Origin of the sequence: Thauera propionica (assembly GCF_002245655.1) — a bacterium.
Classification (GTDB): Bacteria; Pseudomonadota; Gammaproteobacteria; order Burkholderiales; family Rhodocyclaceae; genus Thauera; species Thauera propionica.
Map to the genome: position 1 here is coordinate 61,067 of NZ_NOIH01000001.1, position 24,321 is coordinate 85,387.

General features: G+C 68.0%; 21 protein-coding genes. 6 read left to right on the plus strand and 15 right to left on the minus strand.

Features of this window, described 5'->3' with window-relative positions:
• Positions 1 to 36 precede the first annotated feature (36 nt).
• Entirely contained in the window at positions 37 to 717 is a 681-nt protein-coding gene (murU, locus tag CGK74_RS00280) for an N-acetylmuramate alpha-1-phosphate uridylyltransferase MurU (protein WP_094266368.1), read from the minus strand.
• 17 nt (positions 718 to 734) lie between these two features.
• A complete protein-coding gene (locus CGK74_RS00285) occupies positions 735 to 1,763 on the minus strand; it encodes an aminoglycoside phosphotransferase family protein (RefSeq protein WP_094266370.1) in 1,029 nt (342 codons plus the stop codon).
• A 100-nt stretch (positions 1,764 to 1,863) separates the two neighbouring features.
• Here CGK74_RS00285 and CGK74_RS00290 point away from each other — a divergent pair, with 100 nt between their 5' ends.
• From CGK74_RS00290 to rsmA, 4 genes are read left to right on the plus strand one after another with little or no spacing between them, the layout of a single operon-like run.
• Positions 1,864 to 4,374, plus strand: coding sequence for an LPS-assembly protein LptD (locus CGK74_RS00290; RefSeq protein ID WP_094266372.1), 2,511 nt, complete (start codon positions 1,864 to 1,866; stop codon positions 4,372 to 4,374).
• Between the two features lie 31 nt (positions 4,375 to 4,405).
• The gene (locus CGK74_RS00295; protein ID WP_094266374.1) at positions 4,406 to 5,722 is read left to right on the plus strand and encodes a peptidylprolyl isomerase; all 1,317 of its coding nucleotides are present in this window, start codon (positions 4,406 to 4,408) and stop codon (positions 5,720 to 5,722) included.
• Positions 5,719 to 6,729, plus strand: a complete 1,011-nt coding sequence (pdxA, locus tag CGK74_RS00300) for a 4-hydroxythreonine-4-phosphate dehydrogenase PdxA (protein ID WP_094266376.1) — start codon at positions 5,719 to 5,721, stop codon at positions 6,727 to 6,729. The genes CGK74_RS00295 and pdxA overlap by 4 nt, the downstream gene beginning before the upstream one ends.
• 20 nt (positions 6,730 to 6,749) lie before the next feature.
• Positions 6,750 to 7,553 carry a 16S rRNA (adenine(1518)-N(6)/adenine(1519)-N(6))-dimethyltransferase RsmA gene (rsmA, locus tag CGK74_RS00305; RefSeq protein ID WP_094266378.1) on the plus strand — a complete coding sequence of 268 codons (804 nt, stop codon included), beginning with the start codon at positions 6,750 to 6,752 and terminating at the stop codon, positions 7,551 to 7,553.
• Between the two features lie 83 nt (positions 7,554 to 7,636).
• Here the strand turns inward: rsmA and CGK74_RS00310 are convergent, their stop codons facing one another.
• The 6 genes from CGK74_RS00310 to CGK74_RS00335 all read right to left on the minus strand — a co-directional run bounded on the left by CGK74_RS00310 (position 7,637) and on the right by CGK74_RS00335 (position 13,597).
• Positions 7,637 to 7,828 carry a YgaP family membrane protein gene (locus CGK74_RS00310; RefSeq protein ID WP_004262927.1) on the minus strand — a complete coding sequence of 64 codons (192 nt, stop codon included), beginning with the start codon at positions 7,826 to 7,828 and terminating at the stop codon, positions 7,637 to 7,639.
• A 160-nt stretch (positions 7,829 to 7,988) separates the two neighbouring features.
• Entirely contained in the window at positions 7,989 to 8,690 is a 702-nt protein-coding gene (locus tag CGK74_RS00315; RefSeq protein WP_094266380.1) for a Crp/Fnr family transcriptional regulator, read from the minus strand.
• 40 nt (positions 8,691 to 8,730) lie between these two features.
• Positions 8,731 to 9,504 carry an exodeoxyribonuclease III gene (xth, locus tag CGK74_RS00320; protein ID WP_094266382.1) on the minus strand — a complete coding sequence of 258 codons (774 nt, stop codon included), beginning with the start codon at positions 9,502 to 9,504 and terminating at the stop codon, positions 8,731 to 8,733.
• On the minus strand, positions 9,501 to 11,585 hold the full coding sequence (locus CGK74_RS00325) for a M3 family metallopeptidase (protein WP_094266384.1): 2,085 nt from the start codon (positions 11,583 to 11,585) through the stop codon (positions 9,501 to 9,503). Before CGK74_RS00325 ends, xth begins: the two co-directional genes overlap by 4 nt.
• Positions 11,586 to 11,728: 143 nt before the next feature.
• Entirely contained in the window at positions 11,729 to 12,502 is a 774-nt protein-coding gene (locus CGK74_RS00330) for a DUF2189 domain-containing protein (protein ID WP_094266386.1), read from the minus strand.
• 159 nt (positions 12,503 to 12,661) lie between these two features.
• Positions 12,662 to 13,597, minus strand: coding sequence for a phosphoribosylaminoimidazolesuccinocarboxamide synthase (locus CGK74_RS00335; protein ID WP_094266388.1), 936 nt, complete (start codon positions 13,595 to 13,597; stop codon positions 12,662 to 12,664).
• A 149-nt stretch (positions 13,598 to 13,746) separates the two neighbouring features.
• On the opposite strand from CGK74_RS00335, the gene CGK74_RS00340 reads away from it, so the two are divergent.
• Together CGK74_RS00340 and CGK74_RS00345 are read left to right on the plus strand one after the other, a co-directional pair.
• The gene (locus CGK74_RS00340) at positions 13,747 to 14,367 is read left to right on the plus strand and encodes a DNA-3-methyladenine glycosylase I (protein WP_094266389.1); all 621 of its coding nucleotides are present in this window, start codon (positions 13,747 to 13,749) and stop codon (positions 14,365 to 14,367) included.
• 91 nt (positions 14,368 to 14,458) lie between these two features.
• Entirely contained in the window at positions 14,459 to 14,887 is a 429-nt protein-coding gene (locus CGK74_RS00345) for a VOC family protein (protein ID WP_094266391.1), read from the plus strand.
• A 218-nt stretch (positions 14,888 to 15,105) separates the two neighbouring features.
• On the opposite strand, the gene CGK74_RS00350 is transcribed toward CGK74_RS00345, so the two are convergent.
• From CGK74_RS00350 to CGK74_RS00380, 7 genes are all read right to left on the minus strand, one after another.
• Positions 15,106 to 15,768, minus strand: a complete 663-nt coding sequence (locus tag CGK74_RS00350; RefSeq protein WP_094266393.1) for a dioxygenase family protein — start codon at positions 15,766 to 15,768, stop codon at positions 15,106 to 15,108.
• A gap of 100 nt (positions 15,769 to 15,868) precedes the next feature.
• A complete protein-coding gene (locus CGK74_RS00355) occupies positions 15,869 to 17,167 on the minus strand; it encodes a DUF3422 family protein (RefSeq protein WP_094266395.1) in 1,299 nt (432 codons plus the stop codon).
• 324 nt (positions 17,168 to 17,491) lie between these two features.
• Positions 17,492 to 18,538 carry a class II fructose-bisphosphate aldolase gene (gene fba, locus CGK74_RS00360; protein WP_094266397.1) on the minus strand — a complete coding sequence of 349 codons (1,047 nt, stop codon included), beginning with the start codon at positions 18,536 to 18,538 and terminating at the stop codon, positions 17,492 to 17,494.
• A 46-nt stretch (positions 18,539 to 18,584) separates the two neighbouring features.
• Positions 18,585 to 19,832 carry a phosphoglycerate kinase gene (locus CGK74_RS00365; protein ID WP_094266399.1) on the minus strand — a complete coding sequence of 416 codons (1,248 nt, stop codon included), beginning with the start codon at positions 19,830 to 19,832 and terminating at the stop codon, positions 18,585 to 18,587.
• A 44-nt stretch (positions 19,833 to 19,876) separates the two neighbouring features.
• Positions 19,877 to 21,904 carry a transketolase gene (gene tkt / locus CGK74_RS00370; RefSeq protein WP_094266401.1) on the minus strand — a complete coding sequence of 676 codons (2,028 nt, stop codon included), beginning with the start codon at positions 21,902 to 21,904 and terminating at the stop codon, positions 19,877 to 19,879.
• A 414-nt stretch (positions 21,905 to 22,318) separates the two neighbouring features.
• Positions 22,319 to 23,200 (minus strand): phosphoribulokinase, encoded by an 882-nt coding sequence (locus CGK74_RS00375; RefSeq protein ID WP_094266402.1) that lies wholly within the window; start codon positions 23,198 to 23,200, stop codon positions 22,319 to 22,321.
• A gap of 18 nt (positions 23,201 to 23,218) precedes the next feature.
• Positions 23,219 to 24,307 carry a class 1 fructose-bisphosphatase gene (locus CGK74_RS00380; protein WP_094266404.1) on the minus strand — a complete coding sequence of 363 codons (1,089 nt, stop codon included), beginning with the start codon at positions 24,305 to 24,307 and terminating at the stop codon, positions 23,219 to 23,221.
• Between the last annotated feature and the right edge of the window lie 14 nt (positions 24,308 to 24,321).

Sequence of the window (24,321 nt, forward strand, 5' to 3'; positions counted from 1 at the left end):
GCACCCTGCTGTTCGACGGCCTATCCGGTGCGAGGTTCAGCCTGCGCTGGCGAGTTGGCAATCGAGTTCTGCCAAGCGCTCGGGGGTGCCGACGTCGATCCACCGGCCCGTGTGGTGCTGCCCGAAAACCTTGCCAGCGGCCATGGCGTCGCGCAGCAAGGGCGCCAGCTTGGCCGGGGTGTTGTCGGGCAGGCTGGCGAACAGCGCCGGATGATAGGCGCCAAGGCCGGAGAAGGTGAGTCGCGGGGCGCCGTTCGCGCTCACCCGGCCGCCGGTGGCGAGGCGGAAGTCGCCCTCCGGGTGATGCTCCGGGTTGTCGACCAGCAGCAGGTGGGCGAGGGCCGCTTCGGCGCGCAGGCTTTCGGCGGCGGCGCGCAGGGCGGCGAAGTCGGCATCGCAGAACACGTCGCCGTTGATGACGACGAATGGCTCGTCACCCAGTAGCGGCAGCGCATGTCGGATGCCGCCCGCTGTTTCGAACGCGGTGGCTTCGGGGGACCAGGCGATGCGGACGCCGAACGCCGAGCCGTCTCCCAGCGCCTCTTCGAGACGGTGGCCGAGGTGGGCGTGGTTGATGACGAGCTCGGTGAAGCCGGCGGCGCGCAGGCGTTCGATGTGCCACACGATCAGCGCCTTGCCGCCCACGGGCAGTAGCGGCTTGGGGGTGTGGTCGGTGAGCGGACGCATGCGCTCGCCGCGACCGGCGGCGAGGATCATTGCGCGGGTCTGAGCCATCAGAAGGTGTAGCCGACTTGCACGTCCTCGGGCTCGAGGCGGTCGAGCAGCTTCAGCAGCGGGCCGAGGTCGCGGTAGCGCTTGCAGGCGCGGCGCAGGTAGTCCATCACCAGCGGCATGTCGGCGAGGTAGCCGTCCTTGCCGTCGCGGTGGTAGAGGCGGGCGAAGATGCCGAGTACCTTGATGTGGCGCTGCACGCCCATCCACTCGAAGTCGCGGTGGAAGTCGGCGAACTCCTCGCGCACCGGCAGGCCGAGCTTCTTCGCGGTTTCCCAGTAGCGGATCAGCAGGTCGAGGATGAACTCCTCGTCCCAGCGGATGTAGGCGTCCTTGAACAGCGACACCAGGTCGTAGCTGATCGGGCCGTAGACCGCGTCCTGGAAGTCGATGATGCCGGGGTTCGCGCCGAGGCCGTCGGCTGGCTCGAGCAGCATCAGGTTGCGCGAATGGTAGTCGCGGTGCACGAAGACCTGCGGTTCGGCGAGGTTGGACGCGAGGATCTTGTCGAAGGTCGCATTCAGTGTGGCGGTCTCGGCCTCGGTCAGGGTGACGCCCTTGTGGCGGGCGACGTACCACTCCGGGAAGAGCTGCAGTTCGCGCAGCAGCAGGGCGCGGTCGTACTCCGGCAGCACGCCGGGGCGGCTGGCGCATTGGATCGCCGCCAGTGAACCGAGGGCGTCGGCGTAGAGGTGCGCGGCGCGCTGCGGGTCGTCCTGCGTCTTGAGCGCCTGCAGGTAGGTGGTCGAGCCGAGGTCGGAGAGCAGCAGGAAACCCTGCTCGAGATCCTGGGCCAGCACTTCGGGCACGTGGGCGCCGGCGGCGCGGAACAGCTCGGCCACGTGCAGCCAGGGGCGCACGTCCTCCTTCTCCGGTGGGGCGTCCATGACGATGCGCGACGGGCTGCCGTCGGCGAAGGTGGCGCGGAAGTAGCGGCGGAAGCTGGCGTCGGCCGAGGCCGGCGCGAGATCGAAGGCCTGGCCGGGCAGGGTGGAAGCGAGCCAGGCACGCAGTTGTTCTAGGCGTTGCAAACGGGTTCTCCACGGGGGTTCGTGTACAATCCGCGAGTTTATCAACACGGTCGTGCGCCAGGGGACGAGCCTGCGCGCGACGCGAGCCGCGAAGCCTGTCATGCCCCTGAATACGCGCATGCGCCTCATCCCCCTGTTGCTGTGCTGGATGTCCGGCTCGGCCCTTGCCGCCGGATTGCCGCCGCTGCTGGTTTCGCCCGACCTGGTCCGCGACGGCAGAGGCGCCTCCACGTCCCGGCCTGCCGCCGCGCTACAGCCTGCACCCGCGAAGCCTGTCCCCGCGACACAGCCTGTCCCCGCCGTCCGTGCGCCGTCGGCATCCGGAGCGACGGGTGGTTCGGGCGCGGCCGTCACGCCGGCACCAAGCCCTGGGCCTGTCGCGGATCGCGCACCGGTGCCACAGCCTGTTGCCACCCCTGATCCGTCGCTGGCCGCGGGTGACACGCTTATCAAGGCCCAGCGCATTCTGGGTACGCGCAGTGTCGAACTCGTGGCGGATGGCGATGCGGAGTTGCAGCGCGACGACACCGTACTGACCGCCGATCGCGTCACCTACCGCGAACCGGTCGACGAGGCCGTGGCCGAGGGCAACGTCGTGTTGCGTGCAGGCCAGGATACGATCACCGGGCCGAAGGCGACGCTGGTCATCGGCGAAAGTACCGGCGAGTTCGAGACCCCTTCCTACACGCTGACCCGAGATCGCACCCCGACCGTCGCTGGGGAGACCAACCGCAAGGTCTCCGGTAGCGGCAATGCCGACGTGCTGCGGCTCGAAGGCGAGAACCAGTACAGGCTCGAGAACGCGACCTGGTCCACCTGCCAGGCGACCGATCCCGACTGGTACATCAAGGCGCGTGAACTCGAACTCGACTATGACCGTGAAGTCGGCACCGCCCATGGTGGCTCCATCGTGTTCCAGGACGTTCCGATCTTCTGGATGCCGTGGGCCGAGTTCCCTCTGTCGGGCCAGCGGCAGTCCGGCCTGCTGCCGCCCACCTTCGGTTCTTCGAACAAGACCGGTGCCGACCTTGCGGTGCCGTACTACTGGAACATCGCGCCCAACTACGACGCGACAATCACGCCACGCCTGATGAGTCGGCGTGGCATGCAACTCGGCGGAGAGTTCCGCTACCTGGGTGAAACCTACCGCGGTGAGTCGCGGGTCGAGTGGATGGCGAAGGATAACGTCACGGGCGAGGAGCGTACGCTGGCATCGATTCAGCACCAGCAGCGGATCACGCCGAATCTCTACGGCTCGCTCGACTTCAATTCGGTGTCGGATGACAGCTATTTCGAGGATCTTTCATCGCGGATTTCCCTCGCGTCGCAGGTTCATCTGCTGCGACAGGGGAGCCTCTCCTATTCCAGCGGATCGTGGTGGAGTGCATCGGCGCTGGTGCAGAGCTACCAGACCCTGAACCCCGATCCCGATTCGATCACGGCGACGCCATATCGCCGCGTCCCCCAGCTGCTGTTCAACGCCTATCGGCCGGATCTGCCGGGCGGGCTCGTGTTCGATCTCGACGCGGAGTATGTCCGCTTCGCCCACCCAGACAAGATCTACGCGGAAGCCGATCGCCTGACCGCCTATCCGCAGATGTCTCTGCCGCTGCAAGGGGCGGCTTGGTTCCTCACGCCCAAGGCGGGCTTTCATGCCTCATCCTACGAAATCGACCGTCCCGCAGCCGATGCTGGCAAGCCAGATTCGATCTCGCGCAATGTCCCGATCCTGTCCATCGATAGCGGGCTGTTCTTCGAGCGCGACACCAGCTGGTTCGGGACCAACTTCGTCCAGACGCTCGAACCTCGGCTGTTCTATCTGCGCGTGCCCGAGCGCGATCAGCGCGACATCCCGCTGTTCGACACGACGCTCTACACGCAGAGTTTCGCGGAGATCTTTTCCGAGAACCGATACTCGGGAGGCGACCGCATCGGCGACGCCAATGACCTGACCGCTGCGGTTACCACACGGCTGATCGATCCCGAGACAGGCGCCGAGCGCTTGCGTGCCCTCGTTGGGCAACGCTACTACTTCTCCGACCAGGAGGTCGGGCTCTTCGAGGGCCAGGAGTTGATCCAGGCTGGCGGGCGGACAGACGTTCTTGCCGGCCTCGGGGGAAAGCTGACGCAGCATGTGTCCGTCGACTCCTACCTGCAGTACGACACCGGCGAAGGGCAGACCGAACGCTTCAACGCGACGATGCGCTACCAGCCGGCCTATGCGAAGGCGCTCAACGTCAGCTATCGCTACGGGCGTAACGTCATCGGCTACGGCGGCGAACTCGGTCTCGAGGATCTCGACGTCTCCGGGCAGTGGCCGATTGGTCGTGGCTGGTACGGCGTAGGCCGCGTGACCCGTTCGCTCAAGGAAAACCGCGTCACCGAGGCCATCGGCGGTCTCGAGTACGATGGTGGCTGCTGGGCGTTCCGGGTGGCGGTGCACCGCTTTGCGATTGAACGCGACGACGTTTCCCAAGCCATTTACGTCCAGCTCGAACTCAACGACCTGGCTGGTATCGGCTCCAACCCGCTCAGCCTGCTCACGCGCAGCGTGCCGGGCTATGGCAAGATCAACGCCTCTTCGGCCGACCGCGTGTTCGGTGTCGACTGAATCCGTGCGAGTCACCCCTCAAAATCACACCATGAACCGTAACCTGTCCCGTTCCCGTCTGCTGGTCGCTGCCGGCCTTTGCAGCCTGGCCTTGAGTCTTCCGCTGCATGCCGCACAGCGGCCGGTCGAAGTCGATCGCATCGTCGCAGTCGTCAACAACGAAGTGGTCACTGCCCTGCAACTGCGGGCGCGTGTCGACCAGGCCGTGCGCCAGCTCCAGCGCCAGGGGGTCGAGTTGCCGCCCGCTGCAGTGCTCGAGCGCCAGTTGCTCGAGCGCCTGATCGTCGAGCGCGCACAGCTGCAGCTTGCGCGCGAAACTTCATTGCGCGTCGATGACGCCACGCTCGAGCGTGCGATCGACCGCATCGCCGCCAACAACCGTCTGAGCGTCGAGCAGTTGCGCGAGGCGCTCGAGAAGGATGGCGTGGCCTGGTCGCGGTTCCGCGACGAGATCCGCACCGAGATCCTGCTCACCCGACTGCGCGAGCGCGAGGTGGACAGCAAGGTCGTCGTGACCGACGCCGAGATCGACAACTTCCTCGCCAGCAACCCCGATGCCTTCTCCGGCCAGGAATTCGAGGTTGCCCACATCCTGCTGCGCGCGCCGGAGCAGGCTTCGCCGCAGCAGATCGAGGCACTGCGCGCGCGCGCGGAAGGCGTCATGGCCCGGCTGCGCTCGGGTGAGGACTTCGCCCGCGTCGCCGCTGAGGTGTCCGATGCGCCCGACGGCCTGTCGGGTGGCAGTCTGGGCTGGCGTCCGCTCGACCGCCTGCCGGCGCTGTTCGCCGAGGTCGTCCGCAACATGAGGCCGGGCGAGACCTCGCAGATCCTGCGCAGCGCGTCCGGCCTGCACATCGTCCGTCTCGTCGACCGCCGTGGCGGCGGCGATGCTGCGGTGGCGAAGCTCGAGCAGACGCGTGCGCGCCACATCCTGATCCGGACTTCCGAGGTGCTGTCGGATGCGGACGCCGAAGCGCGGCTGCTGGGCATCCGCGAGCGCGTGGTCAATGGCGTCGACTTCGGTGAATTGGCCAAGGCCAGCTCGGCGGACCTGTCCGCAGCCAAGGGCGGCGATCTCGGCTGGCTCAACCCGGGCGACACCGTGCCCGAGTTCGAGCGCGCGATGAACGCGCTGCAGCCGGGCGAAGTCAGCGCTCCGGTCAAATCACCCTTCGGCTGGCACCTGATCCAGGTGCTCGAGCGCCGCGTGCAGGACGTCACCGACGAGCGCAAGCGCAATGCCGCGCGCGCCGCGCTGCGCGACCGCAAGGCGGACGAGGCCTACGAAGACTGGCTGCGCCAGCTGCGCGACAGCACCTACGTCGATCTGCGCCTGGAGCGCGAATGACCGCAGGCCATGGCGCGAAGCCGGTCGTCGCCATCACCAGTGGCGAGCCGGCCGGCGTCGGCCCGGAGCTTTGTTGCCACCTTGCCAGTCGTGAGTGGCCGGTAACGCCGGTCATCATTGGCGACATCGACCTGCTGCGCGCGCGCGCCGCGCTCACCGGCAGTCCGGTGCGGTTCGTGCAGTGGACCAGGGAGGCGTCGCCGGACAGCGCGCTGCCGGTCCTGCATGTTCCGCTCGCCCGGCCGTCCCGGCCCGGGGTGCTGGATGCCGCCAACGGGCGCTACGTGCTCGAGCTTCTGGATCGCGCCATCAAGGGCTGCGTGGAAGGCGAATTCGCCGCCATGGTCACGGCCCCGGTGCACAAGGGCGTGATCTGCGAGAGCCTGGGCGCGCCCGATGCGATGCCCTTCAGCGGCCATACCGAATACCTCGCCGAGCACACCGGCACACCGCGGGTCGTGATGATGCTGGTCGGCGGCGGAATGCGCGTGGCGCTCGTCACCACGCACCTGCCGCTCGCCCAGGTGCCGGCGGCCGTCACGCCGCAGGCGCTGGAAGAAACGATCCGCATCCTGCACACCGATCTCGTGCGCCACTTCGGCATTGCCGCGCCGCGCATCCTCGTCGCCGGACTCAACCCGCATGCGGGCGAGGGCGGGCACATGGGGCGCGAGGAAATCGACGTCATCATCCCGGTGCTCGAGCGCCTGCGCGCCGAAGGCTTGCAACTCATCGGCCCGCTGCCGGCGGACACGCTGTTCGTGCCGCACACGCTGGCGCAGGGCGACGCGGTGCTGGCGATGTATCACGACCAGGGCCTGCCGGTGCTCAAGCACGCGAGCTTCGGCGGCGGCGTCAATGTCACGCTCGGGCTGCCGATCATTCGCACCTCGGTAGACCACGGTACGGCGCTCGACCTGGCCGGCAGCGGCAAGGCCGACCCCGGCAGCCTGTTCGCAGCCCTGGACCTGGCCGCGACGATGGTCGCCGCGCGCGCCGTGCGCTGAGCGACACGACAAGGACGCCCATGCAAGACTTCGAGACCGACGGCCATCGCGCCCGCAAGCGCTTCGGCCAGAACTTCCTGTCCGACCCCAACATCATCCGCAAGATCATCGACGCCATCCGGCCGCAGCCGGGAGAGCTCATGGTCGAGATCGGCCCAGGCCTGGGCGCGATGACCGCGCCGCTGATCGAGCGCCTCGGCCACCTGCACGTGGTCGAGATCGACCGCGACCTGATCGCCCGCCTGCACGAGACCTACACGCCCACACAGATCACGGTGCACGAGGGCGATGCGCTGAAGTTTGACTTCGGCAGCCTGTGCGCGGGCGGCGACCAGCCGCTGCGCATCGTCGGCAACCTGCCCTACAACATCTCCACGCCCATCCTCTTCCATCTGGCCGAGTACGCCGACCGTGTGAAGGACATGACCTTCATGCTGCAGAAGGAAGTGGTAATGCGTATGGTGGCCGAGCCGGGCACCGAGGAGTACGGCCGCCTGTCAGTGATGCTGCAGTACCGCTTCCGCATGGGCCGGATGTTCGACGTGCCGCCGGGGGCCTTCCGTCCCGCCCCCAAGGTCATGTCCAGCATCGTGCGCATGGCGCCGCTGCCCAAGGATCAGCTGGGAGCGCAGGACGAGACGCTGTTGGGCAAGATCGTCACCGCCGCCTTCGGCCAGCGCCGCAAGACCTTGAAGAACACGCTGCGCGACTACATGGGGGATGCCGACTTCGCGGCGCTTGGTATCGATCCGAGCCTGCGCGGCGAGAAGTTGTCGGTCGAGCAGTTCGTCGCTATCGCCAACCACTGCAGCGCGCGCGGTTGATCCACGCCGGAAGGCGAGTGCAGCGTCCCAAAAGAAGAAAGCCGGCATCAAGCCGGCTTTCTTCTTTCTGCGGTGAGTGCCGCTTACTTCTTGTTCAGCGGGCAGGTGTTCATGCCGAGCAGGGTGTAGGCCGGGCACCAGCCCATTGCGCCGGTGACCAGTGGCAGGATGCCGATCCACGCCCACACCGGGCCGCCCATCAGGGCCCAGGCGATCAGCGCGATGCCGACCAGGATACGCAGGATCTTGTCGATGCCGCCAACATTCGTCTTCATGAGTTTCTCCGTGCAGGTATGGGACAGTGGCGCGATTGGAGCACGCTGGCATGACCGCCGTCTGTAACCATGGTTACATAGCCCTTGCAGCATAGATGGCCCGCTGGCGTTTTGCGATGGACGTCGATGTCATGAGCGGCCGGTGCGCCCTGCACGACGCTCAGGCCTTGACCGAGCCTTCGGCCGACAGCCGGCGCAGGCCGACCGGGTCGAGGATCTCGACCTGCTCGCGTCCCAGCCGCACCAGCCCCTGGTCGGCAAAGCTCTTCAGCAGGCGGCTGACGATCTCGCGCACGCTGCCGAGCTCGTCGGCGAGCTGCTGGTGGGTGACGTGCAGCAGCCGGCCCTTGCCCAGCAGCAGTGCGGCCAGGCGCTGGTCGAGCTTGCGGAAGGCCACTTCCTCGATCAGCTGCATCAGGTCGGCGATGCGCTCCGCAAACAGGTGGAACACGAAATCGCGGAACGGGCGCTCGGCCATCATCTCGTCGAACACGGCCTTGGGCAGCAGCATCAGCAGCGTGTCGGACTCGGTGACGCCGCGCGCGTTGTAGTCCTCATGGCCGAGCAGGCAGGACGAGGAGATGATGCAGGTCTCGCCGGGCCCCACGCGGTACAGCGGCAGCTCGCGCCCGCTCGGCGCGCATTTGCTGACCCGTACCGTGCCCTCGACCACGAAGGGGAAGCCCTCGCAGGCCTGGCGGTCGTCGAACAGCATCGCGCCGGCGGGCACGCGCATCCAGTGTGCGCTCTGCAGCAGGCGGGAATGCGCCGGCGCAGACAGGGCTGCCAGAACCGGATAGCGGCTTTGCAGGCGCTCGGTTTCGGTCATCGGCGCGGAGTCGGGGGCGGCGTTCGAACTCATCGTTGCATTGTCGTACGGATTGCAACCGGACGGGACGCCGTCACGCGCCCAGCGCCAGGTCCAGCACCACCGGGGCGTGGTCCGAGGGGCGCTCAAGCCGGCGCGGTTCCTTGTCCACCGCGCAGCTGCGGCAGGCCTCGCGCAGCGCGGGCGACACCAGCAAATGGTCGATGCGCAGGCCGAAGTTGCGGCGGAAGGCCATCATCCGGTAGTCCCACCACGAGAACGCGCGCTCGGGCTGCTCGAACAGGCGGAAGGCGTCGATCAGTCCGAGGCCCTGCAGCGCGCGGAAGGCGGCGCGCTCGGGCTCGGAGACGTGGATCTCGTCCTTCCAGTCGGGGTGGGCGTCGCGGTCTTCCGGCGCGATGTTGAAGTCGCCCGCCAGCACCAGTCGCTCGTGCGTCTTCAGTTCCTCGCGCAACCACTCGGTGAGTGCGGCGAGCCAGCGCAGCTTGTACTCGAACTTGTCCGAACCCACCGCCTGGCCGTTGGGGAAGTAGCCGCACACCACGCGCACGCCATCGATCGTGGCGGCGATGATGCGCTTCTGCTCGTCCTCGAAGCCGGGGATGTTGCGCACCACCGTGGCTTCTTCGATCGGCTGCGGGCTGAGGATGGCGACGCCGTTGTAGGTCTTCTGGCCGATGAAGACGGCGTGGTAGCCGGCCGCTTCCAGTTCGGCGACCGGGAAGGCCTTGTCCTCAAGCTTCAGCTCCTGCAGGCACAGGGCATCGGGCTTGTTGGCCGCTAGCCAGTCGAGGACGTGCGGCAGGCGGACCTTCAGCGAGTTGACGTTCCAGGTGGCGACCTTCATGCCTGCGCCACCATGCCACTGTGGCGCAGAAGGGCATCGACCCTGGGCTCGCGGCCACGGAAGGCCTTGAAGGAGTCCAGCGCGGGGCGGCTGCCGCCGACGGCGAGGATCTCGCGCCAGAAGCGCTCACCGGTCTCGGGGTCGAGCAGGCTGCCCCTGCCCGCGCCAGCTTCCTCGAAGGCTTCGAAGGCGTCGGCCGACAGCACCTCGGCCCACTTGTAGCTGTAGTAGCCCGCCGCATAGCCGCCGGCGAAGATGTGCGAGAAGCTGTGCGGGAAACGGTGCCAGGCGGGCGGGATCATCACCGCCACCTCGCGGCGTACCTCGTCGAGCAGGGCCATCACGCGCTCGATCGGCACCGGGCCGGCGGAGGCATCCAGCTCACTGTGCAGGCGCAGGTCGAACATCGAGAACTCGAGCTGGCGCACGGTCTGCATGCCGCTCTGGAAGTTCTTGGCGGCGATCATCTTGTCGTAGAGCGCGCGCGGCAGCGGCTCGCCGGTGTCGATATGCGCGGTCATGCCCTGCAGCACGTCCCATTCCCAGCAGAAGTTCTCCATGAACTGGCTGGGCAGCTCGACGGCGTCCCACTCCACGCCGTGGATGCCGGACACCGCGAGTTCGTCCACCTGGGTGAGCAGGTGGTGCAGGCCGTGGCCGCACTCGTGGAACAGGGTGAGTACGTCGTCGTGGGTGAAGGTGGCGGGTTTGCCGCCGACCGGGCCGGGGAAGTTGCACACCAGGTAGGCCACCGGCGTGTCGCTGCCCCAGGTGTTGCGGTGGCGGCTGCGTGCCGAATCCATCCACGCGCCGCCGCGCTTGGTACTGCGCGCGTGCAGGTCGAGGTAGAAGTGGCCCACGAGTTCCGGGCCGTTCGCACCCTCCTTCTCGATGCGGAAGAAGCGCACGTCCGGGTCCCAGCTCGGCGCCTCGTCGGGCAGGATGTCGACGCGGTACAGCGCGCGGATCACACCAAACAGACCGTCGAGCACCTTGGGCTCGGGGAAGTATTGCTTCACCTCCTGGTCGGAATAGGCGTAGCGCGCCTGGCGGAGCTTCTCGGAGGCGTAGGCGACGTCCCAGGGCTCGAGGGTGTCGAGGCCCAGCTCGGCCCTGGCGAAGGCCTTGAGCTCTTCCAGGTCCTTCTCGGCGAAGGGCTTGGCCTTGGCCGCGAGGTCGTGCAGGAAGCCGAGCACCTGTTCCGGCGTGTCGGCCATCTTGGGCACCAGCGAGACCTCGGCGAAGTTCCGGTAGCCGAGCATGCGCGCTTCCTCGTTGCGCAGCGCCAGGATGCGGCCGATGAGCGGGCCGTTGTCGAGTTCCGGGTTGCCGAGCTCGGAGGCGCGGGTGGCGTAGGCGCGGTACAGGCGTGCGCGCAGCTCGCGGTCGTCGGCGTACTGCAGCACCGGCAGGTAGGAGGGCATCTGCAGCGTGAACTTCCAGCCTTCCTTGCCTTCCGCCTCGGCGGCGGCGCGGGCGGCCTGGCGGGCGTCGTCGGGAATCCCCGCAAGGCCAGCCTCGTCGGCGATCCACTCGGCGTGGGCGTTGGTGGCGTCGAGCAGGTTCTCGGAGAACTTGGCGGCGAGCTGGGATTGCTCTTCCTGAATTTCCTGGAAGCGCGGTTTCTGGTCGTCGGGCAACTCGGCGCCGGACAGGCGGAAGTCGCGCAGCGCATGCTCGAGGATGCGCTGGCGCACCGGCGACAGAGTGGCGAACTCGGCGCTGTCGTGCAGCGCCTTGTACTTCTCGAACAGCGCCAGGTTCTGTCCCACCTCGGCGTAGAAGCGCGAGATCTCGGGCAGCATGGCGTTGTAGGCCTCGCGCCACTCGGGCACGTCGAACACGCTGTGCAGGTGGCCGACCACACCCCAGGCGCGGCCGAGGCGCTCGCCGGCCTCGTCCATCGGGCTGACGAAGCCGTCCCAGGTCGGGGTGGCCGGGTCGGCGGTGAGGCGCTCGATCAGCGCGCGGTTTTCGTCGATCAGGCCACGGATCGCGGGTTCGACGTGCGCCGGCTTGATGTCGGCAAAGCGCGGCATGCCCGAGAAGTCGAGCAGGGGATTGGCGACGGCATCGTTCATGGAATCGGGTCTCTGCATGGGGTTTTGAGTTGCAGGCTATTGTGCCGTAAAAAATGGCGCGGGCGCCGCTATCGGCGCCCGCTGGGTTTTCAATGGCGCCCGCAGTGCGCGAGCGCCAGTCGCAGGGTTTCCTCAGTGGCCCCTCAGTGCACCATCTCGCGGTAGGCATGCCACGTCGCATGGCCCAGCAGCGGCAGCAGGATGACCATGCCGATCATCATCGTGGCGAAACCGACCATGACGAGGCCGACGATGATTGCCGCCCACAAGGCCATCGCCCCCAGGTTGAGCCCGACTGCGCGCAGGCTGGTCATCGCCGCGGTGACCGTGTCGGTCTCGCGGTCCATGATCATCGGGATTGCGATGGCCGACAGCGAGAACACCACCGCGGCCAGCATGCCGCCGACAACCAGGTAGGCGACGACGAAGTGCAGGTAGTCTCCGGACAGGAACACGTCGCGGAAGAAGTTGGAGACGTCGGTGATCTCGCCGCCATAGAACAGCGCGAACAGGATCGCCGAGATGCGTTCCCAGCCGATCAGGGCGATTGCGAGGAAGGCGCCGAAGTAGGCCATGCTGTCGGCGTGGCGGCGCAGGCCGCGCAGCGAACTCATCAGCGAAACCTGCTCGCCGCGCTCGTGCCGGCGCGAGATCTCGTACAACCCGGCGGCGGCGATCGGGCCGATCAGGAAGAAGCCCGAGATGGCCGCGGTAAAGAGGTAGGGCATGTCCGCCGCGTAGGACAGGATCGCGTAGCCGATCGCCGCCATCACGATGCCGTAGGACAGGCTGGCGCCGAGGTTCTCGCGCATGTCGCTCCAGCCCATGCGCAACCATTCGAGCGGGCGTGAGGGATCGACCTCGCGGATGTGGGGCAGGTGGAAATGCTGTTCCAGCGAGTTGAACGGCTTGTCCATGGCAACCTCCGGTGATCTGGCGTGAGTCGGAAAACACCGCACCGCCCCGCCGCGCGTGGCGGTGTCGGGTTGCTCTTTAGAGTAGGACAGCCTTCGCGAGTTCGCGAATAGGAGTTGTTCGTGTTCCGCGCGCCCGGGCGGCGCGCGGAACGTCGAGGCTCAGGCCAGCTTCTGGCCGGTCAGGCGCTCGTAGGCCTCGCGGTACTTGCCCGCGGTGTGCTCGATCACGTCGGCCGGCAGCTTGGGGCCGGGCGCGGTCTTGTTCCAGTCCAGCGTTTCCAGGTAGTCACGCACGTACTGCTTGTCGAAGGACGGCGGGCTGATGCCCTCGCGGTAGCTGTCGGCCGGCCAGAAGCGCGAGGAGTCGGGGGTCAGCGCTTCGTCGATCAGGTGCAGCGTGCCGGCGGCGTCGATGCCGAACTCGAACTTGGTGTCGGCAATGATGATGCCGCGGCTGGCGGCGTAGTCGGCTGCCTCGGAATACAGCGCGATCGCCGCCTTGCGCGCTTCCTCAGCCAGCTGGGCGCCGGTCTTGCCGGTGCCGGCCAGCGCGTCCTTCATCAGCGCCTCGCAGCGTGCCTGCGCCTGCTCGAAGGAGATGTTCTCGTCGTGCTCGCCCATGTCGGCCTTCGACGAGGGCGTGAAGATCGGCGCCGGCAGCTTGGCCGCCTGCTGCAGGCCGGCGGGCAGCGCAATGCCGCAGATGGCGCCGGTGGCCTGGTAGTCCTTCCAGCCCGAGCCGATCACGTAGCCGCGCACCACCGCCTCGATCGGCAGCGGCTTCAGGCGCTTCACCACCAGCGCGCGGCCACGCACCTGGTCACGCTCGTCGGCGGCGACAACGGTCTCGGGGTCGATGCCGGTGAGCTGGTTCGGCAGGATGTGGGCGAGCTTGTCGAACCAGAAGTTCGCCAGCGCCACCAGCACGCGGCCCTTGTCGGGAATCGGGTCGGGCAGGACCACGTCGAAGGCCGACAGGCGATCGCTGGTCACGATCAGCAGCTTCTCGTCGTCGACGGCATAGATGTCACGCACCTTGCCGCGGCCGAGCAGCGGCAGGCTCTTGATGGAAGTTTCAAAAAGGGGCGTCGCCACGGTGGGGCCTCGGGTTGCTGGCAAAAGTGGGATTATAGGGGAGGTGGAGGTGCCCGGCGGCGCCACATCCAAACGGCTAAGTGTTCGCGCCGCCCGCTCCTCGTCGGGAACCTGGCGTTCCCGTGGCGGCAGCGAGTGGAGGATCTGCGATGAGTGTCACGTTTTCAGGGCCCGACGGACAACCGCGTTGCCGCTGGTGTGCCGCGGCGCCGGAGTTTCTTGCCTATCACGATCAAGAGTGGGGGTTCCCGGTCGATGACGATTTTCGGTTGTTCGAGAAATTGTGCCTGGAGGGATTCCAGTCCGGATTGAGCTGGCGCACCATCCTGGCGAAGCGGGAAAACTTCCGGGCGGTCTTTCATGGTTTCGACTACAACAGGATCGCGCGTTTTTCACAGGAGGACGTCGCCCGCCTCTTGCAGGATGCAGGCATCGTGCGACATCGGGGAAAGATCGAGGCGGTCATCAACAACGCACGATGTGCGATTGAGCTGGCGAGCAGGGAGGGGTCGCTTGCCGCCTATTTCTGGCAATTTGAGCCGAAGCCGGGCGAACTCACCGCGCCGCAAACGGCCTCGACATCGGCCGGGTCTATCGCACTCTCGAAGGCGTTGAAGAAGCAGGGGTGGAAGTTCGTGGGCCCGACAACCGTGTATGCCTTCATGCAGGCGATGGGGCTCATCAACGATCACGTCGAGGACTGTATCGTGCGAAGCGCGGTCGATGACAGCCGAAGACGCTTTCATGTGCCGGGCAGAGAGAGTTGGTGAGTCCGATGAAAATGGCCCCGGCCTAGCCTGTCATTCCCAAGCCCTCCGACCTACTATTACCGCTAGTTGAGTGTCATCGCCGGGAGGGACCATGGAAACGCAGGAGCTACATCGCGGTCGTCTGATCGATCACATCCAGTTGGTCGTGCGTGATCTTTCGGCCAGCAGGACCTTCTATGCGGCCATCCTCGATGTCCTGGGGATTCCCATGGGGGGCAGCAGTGAGGAGTATTTCTGGGCGGACGAGCTGTTTGTTTCGACGGCCGAGAGCGAGGCTGCGCAAGGCCGCCTGACCGGGCGCCATCACCTGGCCTTTCAGGCGCAGGACCGGGCCATGGTGGACGCCTTTTACCGCGCTGCACTGGAACACGGTGGCAAGGACAATGGCGCCCCGGGAGAGCGCCCTTACCACCCGGGTTACTACGCCGCGTTCGTGCTCGATCCCGACGGCAACAACATTGAAGCGGTTCACCATGGCGAGGCGGTTCGCAGCGCTGCGTCGGTTCGCATCACCTTCTAGCCCGAGCAGTCCGGCCGCCTTCGCCGAGATCGCCAGGACGGCGTTGCCCGAGTCCTTTCCCGTAATGTCTGTGGACACGAAGTTCTACTGTCTCTCCCTTGACCCCCGCGTCGCCTGAGCCTTCGCCGGGGCTGACTTGCGTCGAAGCACCGTGCTCTCCTCATGGAGCGCCTGCTGATCATCCGTCTCGCGAGCCAGCTGCCTTCCCAGCGCTCGCTTCAGGCCGAGTGCGTCTCGAACAGCCCCGCCAGCACCGGTGACAGCACGAAGTCGAACGAGGCCGAGCGCGTCGCGACCGGATCGTCCACCGGGACGAAGTCCGCGAGCAGCAGCGGGCGAAGGGCCTCGGGCACGCGCATGAAGATTCCGTCGCGCAGGTTGAGCGGCTCGCCGGCCACGTAGATCTGGGTGACGAAGGGGCGGGCGCCTTCCTGGAACACCGCGGCGTGGATGTGCGGCGTACGCCCGGGGTAGGGCACGGGGCGGATGGTGCGGAAGCGGTAGCGCCCGTCGGCGTCGGTGATCGTGTGGCCGAAGCCCTGGAAGTTGGGGTCCTCGTCGACGTCGCTGCGGTCGCGCGGGTGCCGATAGCGCCCGTTGGCGTCGCATTGCCAGATCTCCACGCGCAGGCCCGCCAGCGGCCGACCGTCCATGTCCAGCACGCGGCCCGAGAGATCGGCGATCTGTCCGGCGGCACGAACACTGCTGCCCTCGACCAGGGTCAGATCGTTGTCCTTGTGCAGCGGCGGCGTGACCGGATAGAAGGGCCCTGCGGTCTGGCTGGGCGTCAGCGCGCGCTGTGCCGCGACGAGCGGCGCGGAAATCAGCGCCGCACTGCCGCCGAGGACGACCTGGCGGCGCAGTCTGGAATGGGACGACATGATGGCGGCTCCCGTGGTGCAGATGCACAGAGGACCTTCGCCGTCGGCTGCGGTTCCGCCGTGTTCGACGATCAGCCTTGGTACGCAGCGGGTCTCTGCGTCACGGATTCACGCCACTGCCTTCTTCCTTGCTCAGCAGCTTGCGCATCCGCCTTAGCCCCATGAACACCAGTCCGGCGATGACCGGGATCGACACCGCGGTGATCACCTCCGGCGTGGCGGGGGCGATGTAGTCCTTGGCGCCCTTGGCGACGTAATTGACCAGTTGCGAGGCGTAGTAGGTGATGGCGACCACCGACAGGCCTTCCACCGTTTCCTGCAGGTGGAGCTGGATCTTGGCGCGGCGGTTCATCTGCGCCAGCAGCTCCTGGTTCTGGCGTTCGAGCTCGATGTCGACCCGGGTGCGCAGTAGCTGCGAGTTGCGCGCGATACGGCCCGAGAGGTCTTCCTGGCGGCGGGCGATGGTGGCGCAGGTGGCGATGGCGGGAGCGAGGCGACGCTCCATGAACTCGCGGATGGTGGGGAAGCCGCCGAGCCGGGTCTCGCGCAGTTCATCGACGCGTTGCTGCACCAGGCGGTAATAGGCCGCGGCCGCGCCGAAACGGAAGGTGGTGCGTGCCACCGAGCGCTCCACCTCGGCGGCAAGCCGCGTGAGGCGGCCGAGCATGGCGCGGTCGTCCTCGGTGTTGCGGGCCTGGCCGAGGCCGTCCATCAGGTCGGCGAGCTCGTCCTCGGCGCGCGACAGCAGGCGGCCGACTTCCTTGGCGACGGGGAAGGCGAGCAGCGCCATCACGCGGTAGGTCTCGATTTCCACTAGGCGCTGCACCATGCGGCCGGCCTGGCGTGGCGTGAGGCCGTCGTCCAGCAGCAGAAAGCGCGAGAAACCGTCGTGGATGTGGAAGTCGGTGAACACCCAGCCCGCGCATTCGGCCACGCGCGCGGCCACCAGGGTTTCGCCGCGCGGCGAGGCCTGATTGAGGACGCTGTCGGGCGACATGTCGTCGCTGTTGCGCAGCTCGATGTGGGTGGCGGCGATGAGCTGGCCGGGGATGTCCTTGCGCCATGCGGCGGGCACGGCGAGCAGGGCGTGTTCGTCGTTGCTGTCGCCGGCCTGGATGCGGCGGAAGAAGGTGTAGCTGGAGAACTCGTTGTGGCGTTCCCACTTGAGACGGAAGCTGCCGGTGTCGAGGAACAGGTGGCCGCTGTCGGTGTCGGGTTCGGGCAGTCCGAACTGCTCGGCCAGCGAGGCGAGATGCGCGGCTTCGCGCCCCGCGCTGCCTTCGTGGTGCAGGAAGGCGAGGTAGCTGACGTATTCCGGCGTGTCGAGCGGGACGGGCGGACGTGCATGCACCTCGTCGTTGAGCGTCTGGCGCAGGGGGTGCTGTTCGAACAGGGACATGGGGATCGGCGGCGATGGGATGGGCGGCGTAATGGACGGAAGGTCGGGGTTGCAGCGCGGCCGCCGGGGCAAGCCAGCCGGCATTCTTGCCCAGCGCCTTGCGCCGTGACAAGCGCGGACGCGGGCTGCGACCGGGTGGCGCAGGCGTGCCGCGAATGCGGTAGACAAAAAGGAGCCCGCTTCCGGGACGGGAAGCGGGCGCAAGGCCCGAAGGCAGGGAAAGAAGGGGACGCGTCGCCGGGTGCCGCGCCGGCGCGGAGGAGGGGGCGCCAGCAGGGGCCGCGCGCGAGTTGCGCGAGCGACGCGTCCGGAAACGAGGGGTCTTCAGCGCGTGGCGGCGTAATGCCGCGCGAGCGCGTCCAGTGGCAGCGGCTTGATGCGGCTGGCGTGGCCGGCGCAGCCGAAGGCTTCGAAGCGGGCGCGGCAGATGTCGCGGGCGGCATCGCGGGCGGCCTTGAAGAACTTGCGCGGGTCAAACTCCTTGCGGTCGGTGCTCATCAGCCGGCGCATTGCGCCGGTCATGGCCAGACGCAGGTCGGTGTCGATGTTGATCTTGCGCACGCCGCTTCGGATGCCCTGCACGATGGCCTCGACCGGCACGCCGTAGGTCTCGCCGATTTCGCCGCCATGCTCGCGGATGATGGCGAGCCATTCCTGCGGCACGCTGGAGGAGCCGTGCATCACCAGGTGGGTGTCGGGGATGCGGGCGTGGATGGCGGCGATGCGGTCGATTGCGAGGATGTCGCCGGTGGGCGGACGGGTGAACTTGTAGGCGCCGTGGCTGGTGCCGATGGCCACCGCGAGTGCGTCGACGCCGGTGGCGGCGACGAAGTCGGCGGCCTCGGCGGGGTCGGTGAGCATCTGGCTGTGGTCCAGCGTGCCCTCGGCGCCGACGCCATCCTCCTCGCCGGCCTGGCCGGTCTCGAGCGAGCCGAGGCAGCCGAGCTCGCCTTCCACCGACACGCCCACCGCATGGGCCATCTCGACCACGCGGCGGGTGACGTCCACGTTGTACGCGTAGCTCGCCGGGGTCTTCATGTCCTCGCGCAGCGAGCCGTCCATCATCACGCTGGTGAAGCCGCTGCGGATCGATTGCTGGCACACCGCCGGGCTGGCGCCGTGGTCCTGGTGCAGGCAGATCGGAATGTCGGACCACTGCTCGACGGCGGCCTCGACCATCTTCTTCAGGAAGGCCTCGCCGGCATAGCCGCGCGCGCCGGCCGAGGCCTGCAGGATGACCGGGCTGTCGGTGGCCTCGGCGGCGAGCATGATGGCGTGGATCTGCTCCATGTTATTGATGTTGAAGGCGGGCACGCCGTAGCCGTGTTCGGCGGCGTGGTCGAGCAGTTGGCGCAGGGCGATCATGGCCATGGGGTTCTCCCGGTGGGGGTGGCGTTGGGATGGAATCGGGGATGGTTCAGGCCGGTTCGGGCTCGTTCTCGAACACCGGCTTGGGCGGCAGGCGGCGGCTGGCCGGGCGTGCGCGGGCGCGCAACGCGGCCAGCGCCGGCAGTTCGCGGCCCTCCAGGAACTCGAGGAAGGCGCCGCCGCCGGTGGAGATGTAGTCGATGCGTTCGGTGATGCCGAAGCGCGCGATGGCGGCCAGCGTGTCTCCGCCGCCAGCGATGCTGTAGGCCGGGCTGGCGGCGACCGCGGTGGCGAGCGCGCGCGTGCCGGCGGCGAACGCGTCCATCTCGAACACGCCCACCGGGCCGTTCCACACGATGGTGCCGGCGCGATGCAACACGTCGGCAAGCGAGTCGCGGCTGTCCGGGCCGATGTCGAGGATCATCCAGCCCTCGGGCACGTCATCGACGTGCACGGTGCGCGTGAGCGCGTCGGGCGCGAAGCGGTCGGCGACGACGACGTCCTCGGGCAGCCAGACCACACCGGCATGCTCGGCCAGCCGGCGCTCGACGGCGCGGGCCGCGTCGAGCAGGTCGGGCTCGTGCAGCGAGGCGCCGACCGGGCAGCCGCGCGCGGCGAGGAAGGTGTTGGCGATGCCGCCGCCGAGAACCAGCACGTCGACCTTGTCGGCCAGGCTCTCGAGGATGGTGAGCTTGGTCGACACCTTGGAGCCGGCAACGATGGCGGCCAGCGGCCGTGCAGGCCGGGCGAGCGCACGGCCCAGGGCGTCGAGCTCGGCCGTCATCAGCGGCCCGGCGCAGGCGACGGGGGCGGCCAGCGCCAGTGCGTGAAGCGTGCATTCGCGACGGTGGGCGGTGCCGAAGGCGTCATTCACGTAGAGGTCGACGATGCGGGCGATGCGGGCGGCAAGGGCCGGATCGTCGGCCTTCTCGCCCGGGTTGCCGCGGCAGTTCTCGAGTATGACGATGCCGCCCGGCACGACGTCGAAGCTCCCATCCGTCCAGTTGTGCACCAGGGGCACCGGCTGGCCGAGCAGCTCCGCGAGACGGGTGGCAACCGGTGCGAGCGACTCGGCGGCGGTCAGCGCGCCTTCCTGCGGGCGCCCGAGGTGCGAGGTGACCATGACCGCCGCACCCGCCTCGAGGCAGGCGCGGATGCCCGGCAGCGTGGCGCGGATGCGGGTGTCGTCGGACAGCGCGCCGTCGGCAGTGAAGGGCACGTTGAAATCGGCACGGATGAAGATCCGCTTGCCGGCAAGGTCGGCGGCGGGAATGTCGGACAGGCGCAGGAAGTCCATCGGGGTCTCCTCGGTCTGGATGGGTTTGGGCAGGTGGCCAGTGTTCAGGCTTGCGCGAGCAGGGCGAGGGCGCGGTCGAGCACGGCCTGCGGCGTGAAGCCGAAGCGCTCCAGCAGTTCTGCGGCGGGGGCGGATTCGCCGAAGCGGGCGATGCCGACCACGTCGCCGCGGACGCCGGCCAGGTAGCGCCACCAGCCGTTGGGCTGTGCGGCCTCGATCACCAGTCGCGGCACGTCCGGCGGCAGCACGGCGGCGCGGTAGTCGGCGGGCTGGCGGTCGAACGCCGCGGTGCAGGGCATCGACACCACGCGCGCGGCGATGCCGCGTTCGTGCAACTGCATGCGCAGGCTCATGGCCAGCGCGACCTCCGAGCCGGTGGCGATGACGACCAGCGCTGGCCGGGGGGCGTCGGCGAGCACGTAGCCGCCGCGCGCGATCGTCTGCAACTGGGCCTCGTCGCGCGTCTGGTGCGGCAGGTTCTGGCGCGACAGGGCAAGCAGCGTGGGACCGTCGTGGCGGGTGACCGCGGCGTTCCAGGCGGCCTGGGTTTCGACCGCGTCGCACGGGCGCCATACGTCCAGGCCGGGAATCAGGCGCAGGCTGGGGATGTGTTCGACCGGCTGGTGGGTGGGGCCGTCCTCGCCGAGGCCGATCGAGTCGTGGGTCATCACGTACATCACGCGCTGCTTCATCAGCGCGCTCATGCGGATGGCGTTGCGGGCGTAGTCGGAGAAGACGAGGAAGGTGGCGCCGAAGGGGATGAAGCCGCCGTGCAGCGCGATACCGTTGAGCGCAGCCGCCATGCCGAACTCGCGCACGCCCCAGTTGATGTGGCGTCCGGCTGCGTCGGCCCGCACCGCGCCGCAGCCGGGCCAGTCGGTGAGGTTGGAGTGGGTGAGGTCGGCCGAGCCGCCCAGCAGTTCGGGCAGCGCGCGCGCCAGGCGGCCGATGGCCTGCTGGCTGGCCTTGCGCGTGGCGACGGTCGCCGCCTCGTTATGCACGCCGCGCAGGATGGCGTTGGAGAGCACGCCGAAGGCGCTGGGCAGTTCGCCCGCCATGCGGCGGCGGAACTCGGCGGACGGCTCGGGGAAGGCTTCGGCATAGGCGTCGAAGCGCTGCTGCCATTCGGCCTGCCGTGTGGCACCGATGGTGCGGGCGTCGAAGGCGTTGCGGATCTCGGCGGGGATGTCGAAGGGCGGATGCGTCCAGCCCAGCGCGGCGCGGGTGGCGGCGATCTCGTCGGCGCCGAGCGGGGCACCGTGCACGTCGGCCGTGCCGGCGCGCGCCGGGCTGCCGTGACCGATGGTGGTGCGGCAGCAGATCAGCGTCGGGCCGATGTCGTTGTCGGCATTGGCGATCGCTTCGCGCAGGGCGCGATCGACCGCCTCGACGTCGTGGCCGTCGACTGCCTCGATGACGTTCCAGCCGTAGGCGCGGAAGCGGGCCGGGGTGTCGTCGGCAAACCAGCCTTCGACGCTGCCGTCGATCGAGATGCGGTTGTCGTCCCACAGGCAGATGAGCTTGGACAGGCGCTGCACGCCGGCGAAGCTGGCGGCTTCATGGCTGATGCCTTCCATCAGGCAGCCGTCGCCGAGGAAGACCCAGGTGCGGTGGTCGACGATGGCGTGGCCGGGGCGGTTGAATTCGGCGGCGAGCAGTTTCTCGGCCAGTGCCATGCCGACGGCGTTGGTGATGCCCTGGCCGAGCGGGCCGGTGGTGGTCTCGACGCCCGGGGTGTGGCCGACCTCGGGGTGGCCGGGCGTGCGGCTGTCGAGCTGGCGGAAGCGCTTGAGTTCCTCGATCGGCAGGTCGTAGCCGCTGAGGTGGAGCAGGGCGTAGAGCAGCATGGAGCCGTGGCCGTTGGAGAGTACGAAGCGGTCGCGGTCGGGCCAGGCGGGGTCGGCGGGGTTGTGGCGCAGGTGCCGGGTCCAGAGTGCGACGGCGATCTCGGCCATGCCCATGGGCATGCCGGGGTGGCCGGACTTGGCGGCTTCGACGGCGTCGATGGCGAGGAAGCGCAGGGCGTTGGCGCACAGGGTGTCGATGGGGGCCTGGGTGAGTCGCATGTTCATCGGAACGTCTCCAATCACAGATGAAATAGTTTCTTCAGTGTCTGAAAGCCACTGCGGCCGGCGTGGCGTATGGGGCGTTTCTGGAGCAGCCGAGGACTGTCCGAGCTCGCAGGGCGAGTTCCGCAGGCTGCGGAAGAAATGCCCCGTGCGCCGCGCTTTCCGGGAGCGATCGGTGGGGCTGAGACGGTTTCAAGAACCGTTTTGCCTGGCCACCGTCCGTTCTAGAAACCCGCGGCCTAGCAGACGGTATTCCTTCCGCTGGCTGCGGAACTCGCTCCCTGCGGTCGCTCAGACAGTCCTCGCCAGCTTCAGGAATACCGCCTGCTTTCCGCTGGATGTGGGTGGTGCACAGGGGCCGTGAAAGACACTCGTGCTGCGGGACGCTGTTGGGGCGGACCCGGTGGCGTCTCGTTGTCATTGCGACAGCGCTTTCCGGCGGCGGTCCATCAGGCGCCAGATGAAGGGGGTGAAGATCAACTGCATGGCCAGCTCCATCTTTCCGCCGGGCACCACGATGGTGTTGGCGCGGCTCATGAAACTGTCGTTGATCATGTTGAGCAGGTAGGGAAAGTCGATGCCCTTCGGGTTGGCGAAGCGGATCACCACCATCGACTCGTCGGCGGTCGGGATCGAGCGCGCGATGAAGGGGTTGGAGGTGTCCACCATCGGCACGCGCTGGAAGTTCACATGCGTGCGCGCGAACTGCGGGCAGATGTAATGCACGTAGTCGTGCATCCGGCGCAGGATGGTGTCGGTGACCGCCTCGGTGGAGTAGCCACGGGTGCTCTTGTCGCGGTGCAGCTTCTGGATCCACTCCAGGTTCACCACCGGCACCACGCCGATCAGCAGGTCGACGTAGCGCGCCACGTCCACGTTCTCATGCTGCACGGCGCCATGCAGGCCCTCGTAGAACAGCAGGTCGGTACCGGCGGGCAGTTCTTCCCAAGGCGTGAAGGTGCCGGGCTCCTGCTTCCAGGGTTCGGCTTCCTCGTGGCTGTGCAGGTACTTGCGCCGCTTGCCGCCGCCGGATTCGCCGTAGCTGCGGAAGAGCTGCTCCAGCTCGGCGAACAGGTTGGCTTCGGGGCCGAAGTGGCTGAGCTGGCAGCCGCTGCCGACCTCGCAGGCGGCCAGCTTCTCGCGCATGGTCTTGCGGTCGTAGGCGTGAAAGCTGTCGCCCTCGATGACGGCCGCGGTGACGTTCTCGCGGCGGAAGATTTCCTCGAAGGTGCGCTGCACGGTGCTGGTGCCGGCACCGGACGAGCCGGTGATGGCGACGATCGGGTGGCGTTCGGACATGGTGTCTCCCCTGGGTTCTTATTGAGCGAATTCGGTGTCGCGGAACAGCGAGCGCACGTGGAACAGCGGCGGCTCGTCCTGGGGGCCGCCGACGAGTGGCTCGTGGTGGTAGCGCTCGATGCGCTCGACTTCCTCCTTCGAGCCGAACACGAAGCCGATGCGCTGATGCAGCGATTCGGGCTGCACCTCGAGCACCGGCCGCACGCCGGTGCTGGCGCGGCCGCCGGCCTGCTCGATGAGGAAGCCGATCGGGTTGCACTCGTAGAGCAGGCGCAGCCGGCCGGGCTTGGCCGGGTCCTTGCGGTCGCGCGGGTAGAGGAACACGCCGCCGCGCATCAGGATGCGGTGGGTTTCGGCCACCAGCGAGGCAATCCAGCGCATGTTGAAGTCGGCGCCGCGCGGGCCGGTGCGTCCGGCGAGGCACTCATCCACGTAGCGCCGCACCGGCGTTTCCCAGAAACGGGCGTTGGAGGCGTTGATGGCGAACTCGCGCGTGGTTTCGGGTACGCGGATGTCGGGGTGGGTGAGGTAGAACTCGCCGATGATCGGGTCGAGGGTGAAACCGGCGACGCCGCTGCCGACCGACAGCACCAGCATGGTGGAGGGACCGTAGATGGCGTAGCCGGCGGCGACCTGGCGGTTGCCGTCCTGCAGAAAGTCTTCGGCTGCGGCGTCCTCGCCCGGCGTGGGCGCGCGCAGGATGGAGAAGATGGAGCCGACGGCGACGTTGACGTCGATGTTGGACGAACCGTCGAGCGGATCGAAGGCGAGCAGGTACTTGCCGCGCTGGTCGCTGGCGGGCAGCGGGATGGGGGCATCGTTCTCCTCGGACACCATGCCCGCGAGGTCGCCGCCCCAGTGCGTGGCGCGCAGGAAGATCTCGTCGGCGAGCACGTCGAGCTTCTTCTGCTCTTCGCCCTGCACGTTGGCGCTGCCGTGGCTGCCGAGCACGTCGGCGAGCGCGCCGTGGGCGACGGCGCGCGAGATGGCTTTGCACGCCTGCGCGACTTGCAGGATCAGGGCGTTGAACTCGCCGGTGGCGCAGGGGTTGTTGCGGCGGTGTTCGATCAGGTATTCGGTGAGCGTGCTGCGGTCGAGGCTGAACATGGTCTGTCTCCCCC